4 protein-coding genes are annotated in these 19,220 nt (G+C 43.7%); all 4 read right to left on the bottom strand.

The features are described 5' to 3' along the window. The 4 genes from ZMTM_RS09750 to ZMTM_RS09765 all read right to left on the bottom strand — a co-directional run bounded on the left by ZMTM_RS09750 (position 1) and on the right by ZMTM_RS09765 (position 18,738). Positions 1-1,377: an HlyD family type I secretion periplasmic adaptor subunit gene (locus tag ZMTM_RS09750; RefSeq protein ID WP_221763670.1), complete on the bottom strand. Its 1,377-nt coding sequence runs from the start codon at positions 1,375-1,377 to the stop codon at positions 1-3. A 54-nt stretch (positions 1,378-1,431) separates the two neighbouring features. Continuing rightward, positions 1,432-15,180, bottom strand: a complete 13,749-nt coding sequence (locus tag ZMTM_RS09755) for a beta strand repeat-containing protein (RefSeq protein ID WP_221763671.1) — start codon at positions 15,178-15,180, stop codon at positions 1,432-1,434. A gap of 66 nt (positions 15,181-15,246) precedes the next feature. Continuing rightward, on the bottom strand, positions 15,247-16,410 hold the full coding sequence (locus ZMTM_RS09760) for an NHL domain-containing protein (protein ID WP_221763672.1): 1,164 nt from the start codon (positions 16,408-16,410) through the stop codon (positions 15,247-15,249). A 99-nt stretch (positions 16,411-16,509) separates the two neighbouring features. Then, positions 16,510-18,738 (bottom strand): peptidase domain-containing ABC transporter, encoded by a 2,229-nt coding sequence (locus ZMTM_RS09765; RefSeq protein WP_221763673.1) that lies wholly within the window; start codon positions 18,736-18,738, stop codon positions 16,510-16,512. Positions 18,739-19,220 lie beyond the last annotated feature (482 nt).

Below are 19,220 nucleotides of genomic sequence, written 5' to 3' on the forward strand. Positions count from 1 at the left end.
TCAACGTTCATGCCCACTTTCATCAAGGGTCTTGGTGACTGGGGATAGCAGGAACTTGATGACACTCCGGCTACCCTGATTGATCTCAGCGATGACCTGCATACCAGGAACCAGCTTGAAGTTCTGTGCATCAGACTTAAGAACTTGGGTATCCAAAGTGATGATGGCTTTATAGATGGAAGCAGGAGGTGGCTGTTTGCCATCCTTCGAAGAGTCTTTGGATTGCTGCTGGGCATCATTATCACTATCCGCCTCAATGCGTGTGACTTCACCGTCCAGCATGCCATATTGCTCGAAGGGGTAAGGCGCTAACTTCACTTTCACATGCTGATGCGGATAGACAAAACCGACATCATCATTCTTGACCATTACTTCTGCAACCAGGGGTTCATCAAGAGGAACAATGGATAGCAATACTGTCCCTGGAGACACTACGGTACCGATAGTGTGAGTGGCCAGATCCTTGACAATACCAGCCTCTGGCGCCCGTAACTCCAGCAGGTCGTTCTTGTGCACCTGCTTGGTCCATTCCTGTTGCAGTTTCTGGTATTGTTCTTCAGCATCGACACGTTCATTCTGCAGATCACTGCGGTATTTTGAGGTGATCTGGTCAATCTGTTTCTGGGACTGACTGACTGCTGCTGCAAGACTAGCCAGTGTGGATTGCTGGGCGCGAAGGTCCTGTGCCTTCTCTAGGTAATCACGTTGCTTGTCACGAACATCGGTCTGTGGGGCATATCCTTTTTTACCCATGTCGGCATAAGCATCCGCCTGCTCTTTGGCCAAGGGGGTCACCTGCTCAAGTTTAGTCAGGACCTCCTGGGCAGAGTCATATTCACGGCGGGATTTTTCCAAGGCTTGTTGAGCTTGTGCCAGGGAGTCGATATAGGATTGCCGACGATCGTGATATTGCGCATCTACTTCGCGGTAACGGTCAATCGCGTCATCTGATTTTTTTACTAACGGCTTGCCATTGAGTTCGGCATCTATACGTCGTAATTGCAGCGCGCGAATAGCGAGATCATTGCCTATGGTCTTTGAATCTGCTTCGGCGACCTTGGTATCCATGCGCATGAGTACCTGGCCAGCCTTGACGCTTTCTCCTTCATTCACCAGTATCTCCTGCACGATACCGGCGTCTGATGGCTGGACGATTTTGACGTAATCCTTTGGAACGAGCTTGCCTTCGGCACTGGCGATGATGTTGAGCTTACCAACAAAGGCCCAGATCAATAGGATGACGAACAGCAGGCTGACACTGTACATAACTGCGCGCGGCAGACGTGCTGGCGGACTCTCCTGTATCGCAAGCAGGCTGGGCGCAAAGTCCAGCGCCTCCGGGGATAGCCCCGAAGGTTTTGTTACCTCGTTGACCATAGCCTACCTAACTCAAAGTAATCAACACAGACTTTTTAATACCCGTGTATCTAATCATCGTATTTGAGCCGTTCCGGTGCTAAGGGTTGCCCATGGGCTGATGGTCTGGGCTGCGCTGGTGAACTGTGCATTGGCAATCTCAGTTTGTGCAGTGACAACATTCATCCCAGTCAGACTACCTCGCGTACCGTAACTGTAAGCGATATCGCCACCAAGAGCTGCGGAGTCGCTACTGTTCAAATGATCGTTCAACAGAGCATTTGTAAGTGCCCAAGTCGTCATACTTGGATTGGCTACAAGAGCCTGGTTAAAGGCCGTTGCCAAAGCCTGGAAATCAAAGTTCTCCACAGCACTGTTGCTAATGACATTGCTTGACCCAGGGGCATAATCAGACATTGCAGCTGCAATGACTTGAAGATCAACGATTTTACTATTGCCTGCATACCAGTTTTGCAAAGTGATGCTATCCGTTGAACTTACATTCAGAATCAGGTTGTTTCCGCTTTTCTGTAAGGTCAGATCACTGTAGGCAAAATTGCCACCTAGAGATAAAGTATTATTAGTTCCAGATGATGCTGTCACTTTATCAAGACCATCACCTTTATTGAAGGCAATGATATTGCTCCCATTACCGGTTGTGATAGTGTCTGCTCCAATCCCGCCAATCATAAAGTTATTGCCAGAGCCTCCTGCCAATACATCGACACCGCCACCACCTATCAATATGCCATTGCCACTAGTCTTGGTGAGATGGTCATTGTTAGTGTTGCCATCCAGGATGTCGTTACCCGTACCGCCCACTAAGTTATCAGCGCCTGTATTGGCATTAATGACGTTATTTAAAGTATTGCCAGTCAGGGTGATAGCACCTGTGCCTGTACCAGTTAGATTTTTAACATTTGCAGCAGCGGTATAACTCACTGAGGTATTGATTGTATTGACATTGTTGCCAGTCGACTGTGCCTGCACCACATCAGCAATGTTGTTTACAACAAAGGTATCGTTACCCATACCACCTACCAACGTCGCAATACCAGAGCCAGCAACCAGCGTATCGTTGCCGCTGTTAGCTGTAATGGTATTCTTAAGGGTGTTGCCAGTCAGTGTCAGGTCACCTGTGCCCGTACCAGTAAGATTCAATACATTGGTAGATCCTGTATAACTGACCGAACTGTTTATGGTATTGACGTTAGTACCAGCCTTGGCTTGAACCACATCGGCTGTATTATTCACCACAAACGTATCATTGCCTGTGCCACCAACCAGCGTCGCAATACCAGAACCAGCAACAAGCGTATCGTTGCCTGTATTGGCGGTGATCGTGTCGGCCAGATCATTACCCGTCAAGGTGATGTCAGCCGTGCCAGTACCGGTCAGTTTCTTCACATTGGCAGCAGCGGTAAAACTGACGGATGTATTAATGGTATTGGTATTCGTCCCAGTAGACTGAGCCTGCAATACATCAGCCACGTTATTCACTACAAAGGTGTCGCTACCTGTACCGCCAACCAAGGTCGCAATACCAGAACCTGCGATCAATGTATCGTTGCCCGTGTTAGCGGTGATCGTATTCGCTAGATCATTACCTGTTAAGGTGATATTGCCTGTACCTGTACCTGTGAGGTTCTGCACGTTCGTAGCTGCGGTATAGTTCACTGAGGTATTGATCGTATTGGTATTAGTACCAGTGGATTGTGCCTGCACTACATCGGCGATGTTGTTCACTACAAAGGTGTCGCTACCTGTACCACCAACCAGCGTCGCAATTCCAGACCCAGCGATTAAAGTATCGTTGCCGCTGTTAGCAGTAATGGTGTTTTTAAGCGTGTTGCCGGTTAGTGTTAGGTCACCAGTGCCTGTACCAATTAAGTTTAGTACATTGGCTGGAGTCACATAATTTACCGAGGTCAGTAAGGTATTAATTCCGCCGACTTTGGCCTGGACTACATCGGCTGTATTGTTCACAACAAAGGTGTCGCTACCTGTACCGCCAACCAGCGTCGCAACTCCAGACCCAGCAATTAAAGTATCGTTGCCTGTGTTAGCAGTGATCGTGTTGGTCAGACCGTTACCCGTTAAGGTGAGGTCAGCCGTACCAGTGCCAGTCAGTTTCTGCACATTTGCAGCAGCTGTATAACTCACTGAAGTGTTGATCGTATTGGTATTAGTCCCAGTGGATTGGGCCTGTACTACATCCGCTACGTTATTTACCACAAAGGTGTCGTTGCCTGTGCCGCCCACCAGTGTCGCAATACCAGAACCGGCAACCAGCGTGTCATTGCCCGTATTGGCTGTAATGGTGTTTGTCAGAGCGTTGCCCGTTAAGGTGATATTGCCGGTACCCGTACCTGTCAGATTCAGCACGTTCGCAGCAGCGGTATAGCTCACTGAGGTATTGATCGCATTGGTATTAGTCCCAGTAGATTGGGCCTGTACTACATCCGCCACGTTATTTACCACAAAGGTGTCATTGCCTGTGCCGCCAACCAACGTCGCAATACCAGAACCAGCTACCAGCGTATCGTTGCCGTTGTTAGCGGTGATCGTATTCTTAAGGGTATTACCAGTCAGCGTCAGGTCACCTGTGCCCGTACCAATTAAGTTTAGTACATTGGCTGGAGCCACATAGTTGGTGGCTGAAAGCACGGTCAATGTGTTACCAGTTCCGTGCAGGGTATATGTGCTATTGCTACCAACAATTGTGATCTGCTCGCTGGTAGCATTAATGACCTCCCCCGTTCCACTGATATTGATCGTGTTACCACTACCACCATTGATCGTATCGTTGTTACCAGTAATAGTAATGGCACCGCTATTGTTAGCAAAATTAATGGTTTCGCCTGTACCAACTACTGTGTTGCCAGTCCCTGATATAGCGTAAGTTTGTCCAATTATCTCGCCAGTAATACTATTGTTATTCCCTGCTATCGAGATGGTGCCACTCACATAGTCTTGTATGGTGTTGCCATTACCTTGAGCAGAAAACCCGCTGCCGACATTGGTACCGTTACCTATGTTCTCGGTGTTATTACTGCCGATGACCGTAGTGCTAGTACCAGCGTCAGTAATAAAGCTATTTGAGGTATTCAGGATATTGTTTGTATCGGGGTACTGCAGACCAATATTACTTCCATCGCCCAAATTATAAGTCGTGCCACTTGTTAAAACTCCAACGACACTACCTACACCGCCATTATATGTACCACCTGAACCAAACAGAATAATGATGCTTTCCGACAATGATGCATAGTTTGAGGTATCCGTTAAAACGCTTCCACTGTGCATGGTCACACCTGTTGCAGAATTACTTGTTTGTGATAGCGTGACTGTGTTTCCAGCTGAAAGATTCATCAAATTATCACCACTGAGCGTGAGCTGATCGTTGATGCCAATATTAACCGTATTAGCTAGCTCGTCATCAGACTGCACGATCGTCGCTACTGCATTATCCCCTAAGTTAATCGTGCCACTGGCAGTAATGATTGTCGCGTCAGTACCCACCAGCGTGACTGTTCCACCCTTGCCCAAAGTGATGTTATCTCCATTACCAGCCACAGTCAGAGTATCGCTATCGCCGCCCGTGATGGTGTTATTTGCGCCAGCAATAGTAGTAATCGAACCGGCAAGTAAATTAATGATGTCGCCAGATGCATTAATTTGGGTGGTCTGTGCCCCCGCAGTTAAGCTAAGGCCACCACTTCCCACATCGTTTAAGGTTTGTACATTTGCAGAGGCGGTATAACTCACTGAAGTGTTAATGGTATTGGTATTCGTCCCTGTGGATTGGGCCTGCACTACATCAGCCACGTTATTCACTACAAAGGTGTCGCTACCTGTGCCGCCAACCAGCGTTGCAATACCAGAACCAGCAACAAGCGTGTCATTGCCAGTATTGGCTGTGATCGTATTGACCAGATCATTACCTGTTAAGGTGATATTGCCAGTGCCTGTACCTGTCAGTTTCTGCACGTTCGCAGCAGCAATATAGTTCACTGAGGTATTGATCGTATTGACGTTGGCACCTGTAGACTGCGCCTGTACTACATCAGCTACGCTGTTCACGACAAAGGTATCGCTACCTGTGCCGCCAACCAGCGTCGCAATCCCAGATCCAGCAACTAGCGTGTCGTTACCGCTGTTAGCTGTGATCGTATTGGCTAAATCATTCCCCGTTAAGGTGATATTGCTAGTGCCAGCGCCAGTCAAATTCTCGATATTGGCGCTAAGCGTATAACTTACAGTGGAGTTAACGGTGTCAACGCCTTCACCTGCGTTCTCAACCACAACATCACCTACATTCTCTACCACGTAAGTGTCGTTCCCTAATCCACCAATCATGGAATTGGCACCTAATCCTCCATCGATGGTGTCATTACCACTGCCACCAGCTAATTGTTCATTGGACGACATGCCAACCAGATTTTTACCAAGCATGGCTAATACTGGTAGTTGGAAGGATGTGCTTACTGATGCACCTGAATTATCAGTGGCTGTCAGATTAAGGCTAAGCAGGTCGCCGATATTAGAACTGTTAGGAGTGCCAGAGAGCGTCTGGGTTTGTGTATTAAAACTTAACCATGTAGGTAGAGGTGTGCCATCTGCAAGGGTAAAGGAATAGTTAAGCACATCACCTTGGTCTTCATCATTGAACAATGTTGTTGGCACGGTAAAGCTATATAAGTCACCATCTCTGGCTTGCTGACTGTCAACTGTACCAACAAGGGTCGGTGCATGATTCAAGCTGGCAATGGCATAGGCTTGCAGCGTTTCTTGATTCCAGAGAGTTCCATCTGCAAACTGAACCTGGTCAATCCGCACTGGCTGCTCTGCATTCCAATCAAGAAGCGTGATTTGATCTGTTGTACCTTTAATACTCAACAAAAGGTCGTTGCCACTAATCTTGAATCGTATGTCACTAGCTGTGATGCCAGCACCAAACATTAAGGTATCAATAGTGCCGGACTGTACGTCTGAACTTGCATTATTAATACTGTCCTGACCGTCACCAGCGTTGAACACATAAGTATCGCTACCTGCACCGCCTTCTAGGTAGTCATTTCCTGTACCACCTTCAAGCGTATCGTTACCATTATTACCGCTAAGGGTGTCATCTCCAGCTAGGCCTTGCAGTATGATACCCGTGCCGTTATAGCTAGCTGTAATCGCATTATCAGCGCTTGTACCAACAATGGTATCTGTGGAAACTGATGTGCCGTTATCGTAGTAATCGGTAGTTTTAGTCTCAACTACACCGTTTCCAAGTTGGATGTTGTCGAAACTATGTGAGTAACCATCCGATACCATTCTGGATGCCCCAGTTACCTCACCGGTCAGCTCATAGGTCGTGCTGCCCGTATAGTCGCCAAGTCCATCATAAGCAAAAGTATCAAGCTGGATTAGTGTGCCGTCAGGTGTATAGCTTGACGAATCAGCATGATTACTCAAACCATCTGCAGTCGTGTAATTACTGAAATCGGTATAACTTAACTCATTCCCACTGGCATCAAAGTAGGTGGTGACATTGAGCCCTGGACCTGGCTGAGTGTAACTGCTATAGCTTCCATCTGGATTATAACTGGTGCCGCTTGTAAATCCGCCTGACTCGTTCGTCACGAAGCCATGTGAGCCATCTACATTGATATAGCTATATCCTGGGCTATTACCATCCAGAGTAAAATTAGTAATAGTGACATTACCTTGGTCATCCAGGACAATGTCGTCGTATCCTAACTCATTACCACTCGCATCGAAGTTGGTCTTGGTATAACTACCAACGCCATTATTTGTAGCAGAGGTATATCCAGTTTCGTTACCAGCAGCATCGAAGTTGGTCGTAATTAGATTACCGTTGCCATCCTCTGCTGCCTGGCTGGAGCCTAAAATATTGCTATTGGCACCGTAATTGATGGTGACCAGAACACCAGACTCATTGGTAGCAGAATTTGAATGGGCGCCATTTGATTGATAACTTGTAGCGCTGAATACCGTGCCATCGGGATTAAAGATGTCAGTACCATGAGAACCGTTAGCATGGGTATAGCTGTCACTGATCTTGACCCCATTAACATCGTAATCAGTCGTACTCTTAGAAGCTCCATTAACAATGATTAAGCTTGAACCTAATAAATTGCCTGATGCGTCGTAATTGCTGACAGTCATACTATAATTGACACTGCCTGGGCTATTGAAGACGCCTGTGCTATATCCAAGCTCGGTTCCATTTGCATCGTAGTTAGTGGTAGTGAAGTTACCTTGCGCATCGGTATCAACCACATTGTAACTACCGTCAGCTAAGTAGTTAGTTGCATTGATAGTGCCATCGCTATTGAATACTTTATTACCATGTGAACCATCAGCATGTGTATAACTTTCGCTGATCTTGGTCCCGTAGATGTCATCAGTAGTCAAGGAGACGTTACCTTGCCCATCATTTGTTCCAGTGGCATAGCTTAGTTCTTGACCTGATGCATCGAAATCGGTCTCTGTCTCGTTGCCTTGACTATCTATTGAGATTTGTTTGCTTGATCCATCAACGTTTACGACATATTGACTGATAGTTCCTTGACTATCTTTTCCATAAGAAGTGTACCCGCCACCTGCATGGAAATCTGTACCAGAATAGGTTCCATCTGTATTGAATGTTTCCCAGCCATTGTTACCATCTGAATATCCATAGCTATACTCAAGCTTCACACCATTAGCATCATAGTCCGTTCTAGTTTGATAACCTTGGCCGTCATCCGTAGCAATGCTATAGCCTAATTCATTTCCGCTGGCATCGAACTTGATTGTAGTGGTAGTCCCATAACCATCACTAGTTGAAGTGGAATACCCAAGTTCATTGCCGCTCGCATCAAAGTTAGTTTGAGTGCTGTCTCCATGACCATCGTTGGTATAAATGATGTAGCTGCCATCAACATTATAATTCGTCTGTGTTGTGTTGCCCTGGCCATCATTAGTGAATGTGGAATAACTACCATCTGCATTATATGAAGTCTCGTCATAGCTACCGTTTACATAGTCATGGACTAGTTCAGTCACATTCCCATTCGCATCATAGTCTGTTCTGGTCTGATTTCCCTGGCTATCCGTAAATGTTGCACTGTGTGCAATCTCATTTCCGTTGCCGTCAAAGGTAGCAGAGGTTGAATTCCCCAATCCATCGTTCGTATATATATACTGATTTTGTTGATTTCCATTTTGGTCAAAATAAGTCGTTGTGCTATTACCTGGGCTGGTCTGAACCGTCGTTGAATAACGCCCATCTGCTTGGTAAGTTTCGTTAGTAAAACTTCCGTCACTGTTGTAGTTCGCTTCACCATGACTACCATCAACGTTGGTGTATACAAACTGAGTCTCAAAATTATTAGTGTCATAACTTGATACAGAGATATCGCTTTGAGCATCGATGCTGGTATGGGAATAACTGCCGTCAGCGTAATAGTTCATTGCATATGAACTACCGTCACTGTTGAAGTTCTGGCTTCCATGCGTACCATCAACATTGGTATAAGTCGAACTTAGTTCAAAACCGTAAGCATCAAAATTAGTAGTAACAACATTACCTGCCACATCAGTAGCAATCGTCGTATAACTGCCATCCTCATTGTATTGATAAGCAGCCGTAGTTGAGCTCAGCTCGTTACCACTTGCATCGTAGGTTGTTGTGGTGACATTACCTAGGCCATCGGGAGTTGCAATGGTGTAGCCCAGCTCGGCATTGTCAGCGCCATAATTGGTCGTCGTGATGACGCCTTGAGTATCGGTATAAATCTCACTGTAAGTGCCGTTCGCACGATGCAAGGTTGCGTTCACACTGCCATCTGAATTATAGATATCACTTCTGGATAACCCACTTGCATAAACAAGCAAATCACTTAATTTGACGCCATTAGCATCATAGTTTTCTGTAATCACATTACCATTGGAATTGGTGGATACATAAACGTAGCTACCGTCGGCAGCATAGCTGTAGGCCTCGCTACTACCATCTTGATAGAATGTCTTGGTGCCATTGGTGCCGTCAACATTAGTATAACTTTGGCTTGCTTTAAAACCAGTGTTATCAAAATTGGTTGTTGTAGTATTGCCCTGGGCATCCGTGGTTCTATAATTCGAACCACTCTCAGACCCATTAGCGTCATAAAAAGTAGTGGTAATACCACCAGATCCGTCATCAGAGATGACGGCAGAAGTGCCATCGTAGTAATTGATGGTATCACTCAGCTTGATACCATTCGCATCATAACCAAGAGTCTCCTTATTGCCCCAATGATCGGTGGTGCCGATAGTATAGGAACCATCTGGATAATGATCAGTTTCAACACTAGTACCATCAGTGTTGAAAACTTTATCTCCATATGATCCATCAGAATGTGTGAAAGTCTCTGTCAACAGAACACTATTTACATCATAGTTAGCTGTATCAACATTCCCATGACCATCGTCCGTTACATTGCTGTATGTACCATCAAGATGATGTATGAGTTCATTCAAGTTACCTGTAGCATCACGATTGTAAGACGTATAACTTCCATCAGCCTGATAATCCACACCAAATGAACCGCCATCAATATAAAAATCTTCATTGCCGTAACTACCATCAGCATGATGATAAGAAGCGCTTAGTTCTGAGCCATTGGCATCGAAAGTTGTAGAAGTGCTATTGCCATTGCCATCATCAGTCGCAACAATGTACTGTAATTCAGTACCACTAGGATCATAAAAGGTTCGAGTAGAGTTGCCTTGACCATCTCGCGTCGTTAATGAATAGTCCACTTCGATCCCATTGCTATCGAACCTGGTCGATGTGGAGTTAAGACCATTATCTGTGTAATAAACATAACCACCATCAGCGTCATAGTCGGTATGGTCAGAACTACCATCAGCGTAATTATGAAGAACAGATTGAATATTTCCTAAACTGTCAGAGGTCGTGGTAGTGGAGTTGCCTGCGCCATCATTGACGATCTCCACGTGATTAACCTCATTACCCGCAGCATCAAAATTAGTCGAACTAGAATTTAAACCATTTTCGGTGAAGGTTCTGTAACGTCCTAGCAAGTAATAATCAGTTCCAGAGATAGTGCCATCTACGTTGAAATATTCAATGCCGTGTGTCTCATCAGCTTTGGCATATGTTTGGTATAACTTAATGTTATTAGCATCGAAATAGGTTTTCGTAAGGGTGCCTAGTGCATCTTTGGTATAGCTACTATGGGTGCCATCATAAAGATGGTTGCTTCCGCTACTGGTTCCATCATAGTTAAAGGTATCACTGCCATAAGACCCATCTATATACGTATAGCTGTCACCGATTTTTGTGTCGCCTGGATCGTAATCAATCGTAGTGGTGTTCCCTATGGAATCAACGCTACTGATTGTATGATGAGTCTCGTAGCCGCCTGGGGCATAGTAAGTAGTTCTAGTAGTATTTTGTCCAGCAAGCGTAAGACTTTTACTAACTAAAGTGCCGTAGCCGTTATAGCCAGGATAATAAATGCTTGTGCCGGGAGCTCCTGGGGGGAGATATTCTACAGTTTGCACTGTAATATCGCCTTGAGCATTGGAAGTCGTCACGACCTCTTTTTGTATGTTGATACCAATTTCATAAAAATTTGGAAGTTCCAAGGGATAAAACTCTTTCGTTACAACTGATGAAATAACGGTATTACCTGTGTACCTTGCTCGAACAACATCTTCAGTGTTGTTCACTTCAAAAGTAGAGTTGCCACCATAGCCAGACATATTGGTTATACCAGCCCCAGCAATAAGAGTGCTTTTGCTACCAGCGGAATAAAGGCTATCATTGCCAGCTCCTCCAACTAAAGTATCATTATTGCCAAATGAATAAATGCTGTCATTACCAGAACCTCCAGTTATGGTAATGTTAGATCTTGTATCAAATATAAAATTGCCTGAACTGGTTGCTACAGTTGATGGAATTGTTGCGGCTTGCTGAATTAATTGAGCTAAGCTTAGTGTAGTACCATCCGCAAATTGAAATGAATTAACATTTCCAGCAGATGCATAATTATCAGCAAATGCATTATCAATCGTAATAGACTTTCCGCCCGCCATTGAGATAAGCAAGGCTGGGTTCCCATCACTTCCCAGCACCGCTGTTACTGTCAGACTAGCAAGTGTCACATCAGGTGTTAGGACCAGATTGGAATCTGTTATGAGAAACTGGGAGTACTGGCCAAGCTGTGGTGTAGTATGTGGAACCTCAATATTATTTACCCCGTTTAAAGCATAATATAAGTTCAGAGTGTATTTTTCATCAAATGTATAGGTTAAGTTACTACCATTAGCGAAGTTATAAACACCCTTCACTGCATAACCATTATTAAATACATCCGCCCCGTAAGATCCATCTGCTTTGGTCCATGAATCATTAAGTTGTATGGGATCCTCAAATTGATAATGGTTGAGTTGTGAGTCATAAGTCTGATGAGTTGTATTTCCGTGACCATCATTAGTGTAGTCTGTAGAAACACCGTTAGAATAATATGTGTGGCCATAACTTGAACCATTCGCATTAAACGTATCACTGCCGGTTATTAGCCCGTTGACATAGGTATCACTTAATTTAGTACCGTTAGCACTGTAATTAGTAATTGTTTTAACTGTGCCATTACCATTGCTAACCGTCACAATATAACTTCCATTCGCACTGGTATTCGTATCCTGATAGCTACCATCTACTTTACGGGAATATATATCAGAAGAACCATCGGCCTGATGTGTTCTACTACTTGAAATTGTGCCGTTCAGATAATGATTTTCTGTATGCCAATAACCGCTGGAGTCAGAAGCGGTAAATGAAGAAATAATACCATCCGAATAATATGTAAAAACCTGTGTGCTACCATTCTGGAAATTGACAGATCGACCAGTGACTTCCCCCTCCGAGTCATAATCAAGTGAAGAGGATGTTTCTCCAGCATATAAAGCCTGTTGATATGCACTATAGTTAAATTCAGGGCTATTAAAGGGAGCGAAAGTCCCAGAATATCCACCAGGCCCTGTAACAACTTCCGTTCCTGACCCATCGAAATTTGTTTTAATAGTGATGGCAGGTCTGTCATTTTGGTCAAACTCGACCAACAATCCAGAACCATCACTAAAAGTAGTTTTACGATAGCCAATATGACCATTAGAAAGATAGCCAGTGCTAATGGTGGATCCATCTGAGTTATTGACAGTTTTGACTGTCTCATTGGTGGGAGTGATTGGGACAGTGCCATATTCTAGCGTCGTAGATTCCCCATTAAGATCAACGGTAGTTACGCTATACGAACTGTCATCGTTATAGGTTGTACTAATACTTGTCCCATCCGCATATATCTCAGTATCAGACGCCACATTATTATTAATATCGTAGGTTTTATATGAATATTTATCTGCGCCATCGGTAGCAATTGATGTAATACGGCCTGATCCATCGTCGGCATATTCAATATTGCTAGTCGAGCCGTCAGCATTCTCGGTGAACTTAGACAGTATATTTTTATTACCATCTTGGGTAATGAGAACAGCGCTTCCATTTTGATTAACTGTTGTCGATGTACTTACACCAGAGCTAGCTTTCGTATCAACCACAGAAAAATCAGTATATACATAGCCTTCAACACCGGTATCCAGGTCAGTATATTCGCCTTCAAGGTCACCATAACTGTTTTTGGATTGAGTGCCAAGTTGAGTAATCAGGCCATTGCTGTCTGTAGTTGTAATTGTCTGATTACCGTAGTCATTACTAATTGCAACAAGCTGACTATTATCAGATTCATTTTCAACGAACTCACTATCGTCGTTTAATGCGTAGGTATTATTATCTCCAGTGACCTCTACATGTGCGCCATCATCAATAACGAGAACATTACCTCCGCCAGCAAGAGATACTTCACTTCCCTCGCCAAAATCAAAAGTGTCATTGGAGCCATCGATAAAATATCCGGAACCATCTACAGAAAGGTTATCTCCTTCACCCAGATAGACTGAATTATCGTCACCGGTAAGATTAATGCTACTGTCATCTCCAAATGAGAGATTGTTATTACTGCCATAGAAAATTGTAGAATCATTCGTACCACCCACAACCGTTTCATCGCTACCATTCAATGACAACGTTGCATCATCGCCCAGAGTTAGGTCGTTGCTATCACCCCAGATTTGAGCATTAACATCATCGCCAAGATCAATGGAGCTATTGGTCCCATAAATTGAAGCATTACTACCATTATTTAATGTAATGTCGCCGTCGCTAACATTAGCAACATCATCGTTGCCACCAATAAATAAGTTACCGTTGCTCAGGTTTGTGCTGATCGAATTTCCATAGACTGAAACATCACTTCCATCCGCACCGTTAAATGTGCCACCGTCTCCATACAAATTGACGCTGGAGTTTTCTGTTAGGTCATTAACGGTAGAACCGGATGCCAGGGAGTCCGTAATGTGTGAACCAGTTTGAGTTACATTGTCCCCAGACGATATATTCACGGTGAGATTATCGCCATCAACTACGAAATCTTGATTCGATGCGCCAAAGTTGATTGTGCTGGTATTAGAATCGGCAGAGTCACTAGCCACATTGATTTGCAAGCCACCACTGCTAGGATTGTTTGAGGTTAAACTGCTATCAATTGTAATGTTGCTGCCAGCTGCCGCATTAAAAATTGCACCGCTTGAATCACCTGTAAGTTCAATATTTGCATCTTGTGACGTACTGATAACGCTAGAACCAGCTGCCAAGTTATCTGTAAGATCAGTTCCCGACTGCGTAACAGTATCCCCAAATGACATATTCAATATGTCATTATTTCCAATAATTGTTGCTGTGGTATTAGCATCACAATCAATCGAAGAATTATCAGCATTAACAACTTCTCCAACACCACCAAGAACTTGATGATAGACATCACCATTTGGATCAAAAAAGCTAGTATTTTGACCCAAACCATCCGAGGTTGAAGAAAACACAGACCCGCTCAAATCGCTTTCTAATTGCACTATTGCGCCATCATCACCAAGTAAAATCAGTTTTCCGTCTACCGTCAATGGCGAAAATCCTTGATCAAGATTAGATGCTTTGTCTTGGATTATCTGCGCAAGCGCATTTCTGGCATCATAGTTGACATCGGGCTGATCGGGACCTGCAAGTTGCTCAAAGGGATAGACTGTTGAGGCTAAAGCTTGAGAACCATCATATGTACTGGGATCTATGCTAGAAGATTTATCTAGGTCATCTAGCTGCTGTTTTTCTGAGGCATTACCAATTCCACCAGTAACTGTCGAGCATGCAAGCGATGCTAGGCCAGAGAGCATAAGGTCGCAAGGATTCTGGACTGTTGGATTAAAATTAACTGTTTGATTGAGATGTTCATCTAGGTATTCATTTATTGCAGCACTCCCAGGAATGTGTGATGACACTTCGTATCCTGCAGACGCTGTCCCTAGATATGTTCCATTAGAAGTTCTATCTAAATCAACTCTTGCAAATAAGCCACCTTTATCAAACTCTAAACTTGCGTCAGATATTTGATTTCCGTTTTGTACACTAAAACCTACTTTAGCGTAACCGGCATCTAGTACGAATCCACCAGTACCATCGCTGCTGACAGTTAAACTAGATCCCGCCAATTTGAAAGTACCAGCTAAAGTTTGAGATGATGCATTATATGTAAATGTGGATCCATCATCAGCAGTGTAAGAGACAGTGGAGGTCTCTGTATTAATAGAAACTTTTTGCCCGCCAAGAGAAACATTAATCTGATTACCTGAAATAACTGGATCTGCCATATACCCCCCAAATTTGTGTATATAAATTTCTGAAAATATCTTTTAATACAATCTACTTATCTCTTGTTAATTTACATTTCGAACTAATATTTTTACCTCACCAGAATCTAATACCTGAAATAACCCTAAATCATTTACGCCATATAAATTCCCGTAACTGTCCGCTTTTAATATAGATACAATTCCTAAATCTTTATTATTTTTTCGTCGTTCTTTTGTGTTGCAATCTACATGCTCATTAACGAGGCTCCGCAGTTCAATTCCAGAGTGGTCAAATACGCGAATTGATCCAAAACTTCCCAGATACAAAAGATTATTTTTGCCCAATGCCATACTTAAGGGTTTGCAAAAATCAACGTTACTATCCCTCACTGGTAAAGTTATTACCTGATTCTTATCATTCACTTTTCTAACTACTCCGGCATCTAATAAGTAAATATTATTTACAGAGTCGGGTTGAACAGAATTGATGGATATGAACTTGGCATCTCGGCCTACACCATCAAGTATTTCGTTGCTATTGATGTTGCCTACCAATGTTAAAACGTCTCCTTGCGGTGATACACGTCTCAATGTATTTTGGTCTGCAACATACAAATTTCCATCAAGTCCCATAGTAATTTTGACCTGATAACCCCAGAAGCTTGCTTGTTTGCCAACACCATCTAGATGACCCATTACATTTGAAGAACCAGCTAGGGTTGAAACACTGCCATCCGCCTCAATTTTGCGGATCATGTGATGATCGTAAAAATATATATTGTTATTTTTATCAACCTCAATTCCATATGGATTGAAAAGATGAGCCGTTTCTATCTTTCCGTCATTGCATCCATACTCCCCTGATTGACCAGCAACTTTCATAACCTGCCCATCAACACTCAGCACTCTAATGGTGTGATATTTCTCGTCAGTAAAGAACAAATTCCCATCTCTATCAAAAGCTATATCTCCAATTGAACCAATTCTTGCAACATCTCTGGGACCATCAATTTCTTTTAGGTTTTCATTAAACAAACCACTATCCCCACACGATGAGCCTGACGTATCTTTTGCAGTAGGGCTAGATTGGTAAATCGGTAGTTTACTAATAGCGTAAAGTTTATTTAATCTTGAGGAAGGTGAGCTCGTTAAATTGGAACTGTCGGCTGCAATTGCAAATGAAATCACTCCAATTGATAAAAAGCCAGCAATAGTAAATATGTAAGATAAACGCCTAATACAGAACATCTACATCCCCTAAATGTCAGAATAGATATAATTCACCTGACGTAAAAAATTTATTGAGCCTATTGTCATATAAACAATTTAAAGACTAAAAGCCTGTACTTAAGCATGCTCCCGTTGCAAATCTGTAGTCTCTGTCAGGGTCTTTTGTCCTATTCTAACCACCTCATCCACCATCAGATTCCTGGGTAAGGCATGCGTAATAAAGAGCATGGATACCTTGCCTTTGAGCTGGTTGATTGTGTCGGCAAAATGCTCTGCAGTAACACTGTCTAGGCTGCTGGTCGCCTCATCAAAAATCAGTATCTTGGGTTGCTTGAGTAGCGCTCTTGCAATCGCGAGCCGCTGCTTTTGTCCGCCAGACAAACCAGCGCCACGTTCACCAATTTCTGTTTGGTACCCCTGTGGGAGTGCTTCAATAGTGAGGTGAATTTCCGCCATCTTGCAGGCATGCACCACTTGGTCGAATACTGCATGCGGATTGGCCATCAACAGGTTTTCATAGATGGTGCCGGAGAACAGCACTGTCTCTTGGGGTACAACTCCGAAGTAATGACGGAGCTCATTGGCAGACAAATAGCGGATGTCGTTGCCGTCGACTTTGATGATGCCACCTGCAGGCTGGTAGAAGCCTTGCAGTAATTTGGTCAATGTACTCTTGCCAGAACCGGAAGGACCCATGATGGCCACTACCTTTCCGGAGCCTACTGTTAGGTTAAAACCTTGGTAAAGATATGGCAGGTTATCGGCATATCTAAAACTCAAATCCTGGATATCGATCTGGCCTTTGCCTTCACGCACGCGGGTAGGAAGAATGGAGTAGGGTTCGGTAGGCGCATTCATGATGTCGCCAAGGCGTTGCACAGAGAGATTTGCCTGCTGGAATTGTTGCCACAAGCCAACCAGACGGAGCATCGGTTGAGAGACTTTGCTGGAGAACATCTGAAAGGCGATCAACATACCGATAGTGAAGTCAGTATTGTTCATCACGGTATATGCGCCAATGACCAGAATGAGTAAGGTCATCAATTGCTCTAGGCCATTGGATACTACGTTATATGTATTACCGATTTGGCGAACAGAGAACCCAGCTCGCATGTATTCAGCCAGGTAATCGCTATAACGGGATTTGAGTTGCGGTTCCATCTGTAAGCTCTTCACAGTTTCAAGACCACTGACATACTCAGTCGTAAATGCTTGGTTACGCGCACCGAGCAAAAACTGTTCATTGAGTTTGGCTCTGAAGATTGGTGCCACAATAAAACTCATGACAGCAATGACGCTGATAATCCCAAGTGCAATACAAGTAAGCATTACGTTGTAGTAAAACATAATGCCCAGAAAAATCAGCAGGAATGGCAAGTCTAAAATCAAGGTCACCGCAGCGCTGGCAACAAACTCCCGTATGGTTTCTACCCCATGCAATCTGGCAGCAATGACGCCCGTCGGGCGATGCTCAAAGTAGCGCGGCGGGAGTTTGAACAGGTGCTCAAAGACGGAGGCGCCCAATACGGCATCTACACGATTACCAGTATGCAGAATCAGGTATTGGCGTACCCAAGAGAGCAATGCCGAAAACATCATGAAAATGGCAAGCCCGACACCTATGACAATCAAAGTACTTTGTGTGCGGTGAACAACTACTTTATCAATGATGACTTGAGTAAATAAAGGGGTGCCTAAAGCTAGCAGTTGAATGATTAGGGAAGCGATCAAGACATCGCGCCACACCCGCTTGTGCTTCATCAATTCAGGGATAAACCAATTGAACCCAAATTTGGTTTTACCAGCATTCGCTCCATCAGGATCCTGAATCTCTTTGGATTCGAGTGCTAATTGGAAAGCAGCACCCGCATACCGTCCAGCAAACTCTACTTGAGTGAGTGTCTTAGGTTGGTTCGTTCCAACTTCGAACAGGACGATACTCTCGTGATTTGCTTGAATCACAATCGCTGGATGTGTTGTTTTAGTTGGAAGCAAAACAATCCCAGGCATATCAGCCGAGGAATCCACGTGTTGAGGGATATCAGGAGTAGCTGTTGCCAATACAACGAGGCAAGGAAAATTGAAATGACTAACTTGGTCAGCATTAGTATCGTGCCGTTTTATTCTGAAACCTAACGCACGAGCTGCATGAATGATGGAATCAGATGTATATGGGGGAGGAAATTGCTTAATCAGTAATTCTGCATCGAACGGCTTTCGATTTAGTGCGCAGAAACTCCCCATCACCCAGCATATGTCTTCAACACTGAATTGAAATATTGGTGATCTCACTTTAGAAGGCCAGCCCACGAATCCTTTAGCGAATTTGTATAGCTTAGCCTGCATGAGACTAATGCTTTCCCGAATCGATAAGTGAGAATAGAGAATTATTAATTTTCATTATTATTCTTACAATTAAGAATCAGCCTGAAAGATTTATATATTCCTCAGGCAAAATCATCTAGTCGATTCAGAAAATGCATCAACAATTCAGTCCTAAACGCATCAAAATGACAATGGTTTACATAAGCTAAAAATTAATAGAGCTTTAATGATTCACTTAAACTAACGGATGCTCAGTCAAACAAGATGTCTCGACGAACTTTATTCTTTTGAGATGAGTTATAACGATGAATTCTTGAATGCTCGACAGACTTTAGTAATTCTCATATAAAAATATGAATTAATATAAATCATGTACTTAGCAAAAATGCTTCCGACAGACTTAATTCTTGAAGATCAAAAACGAATTACTTGTAGAAAATTATACGAATAGCAGGCAAAAAGAAGCCGCATAAATGCGGCTAAGAGAGGAGAACTTATTATTT

The organism is Methyloradius palustris (assembly GCF_019703875.1).
GTDB classification, from domain to species: Bacteria; Pseudomonadota; Gammaproteobacteria; order Burkholderiales; family Methylophilaceae; genus Methyloradius; species Methyloradius palustris.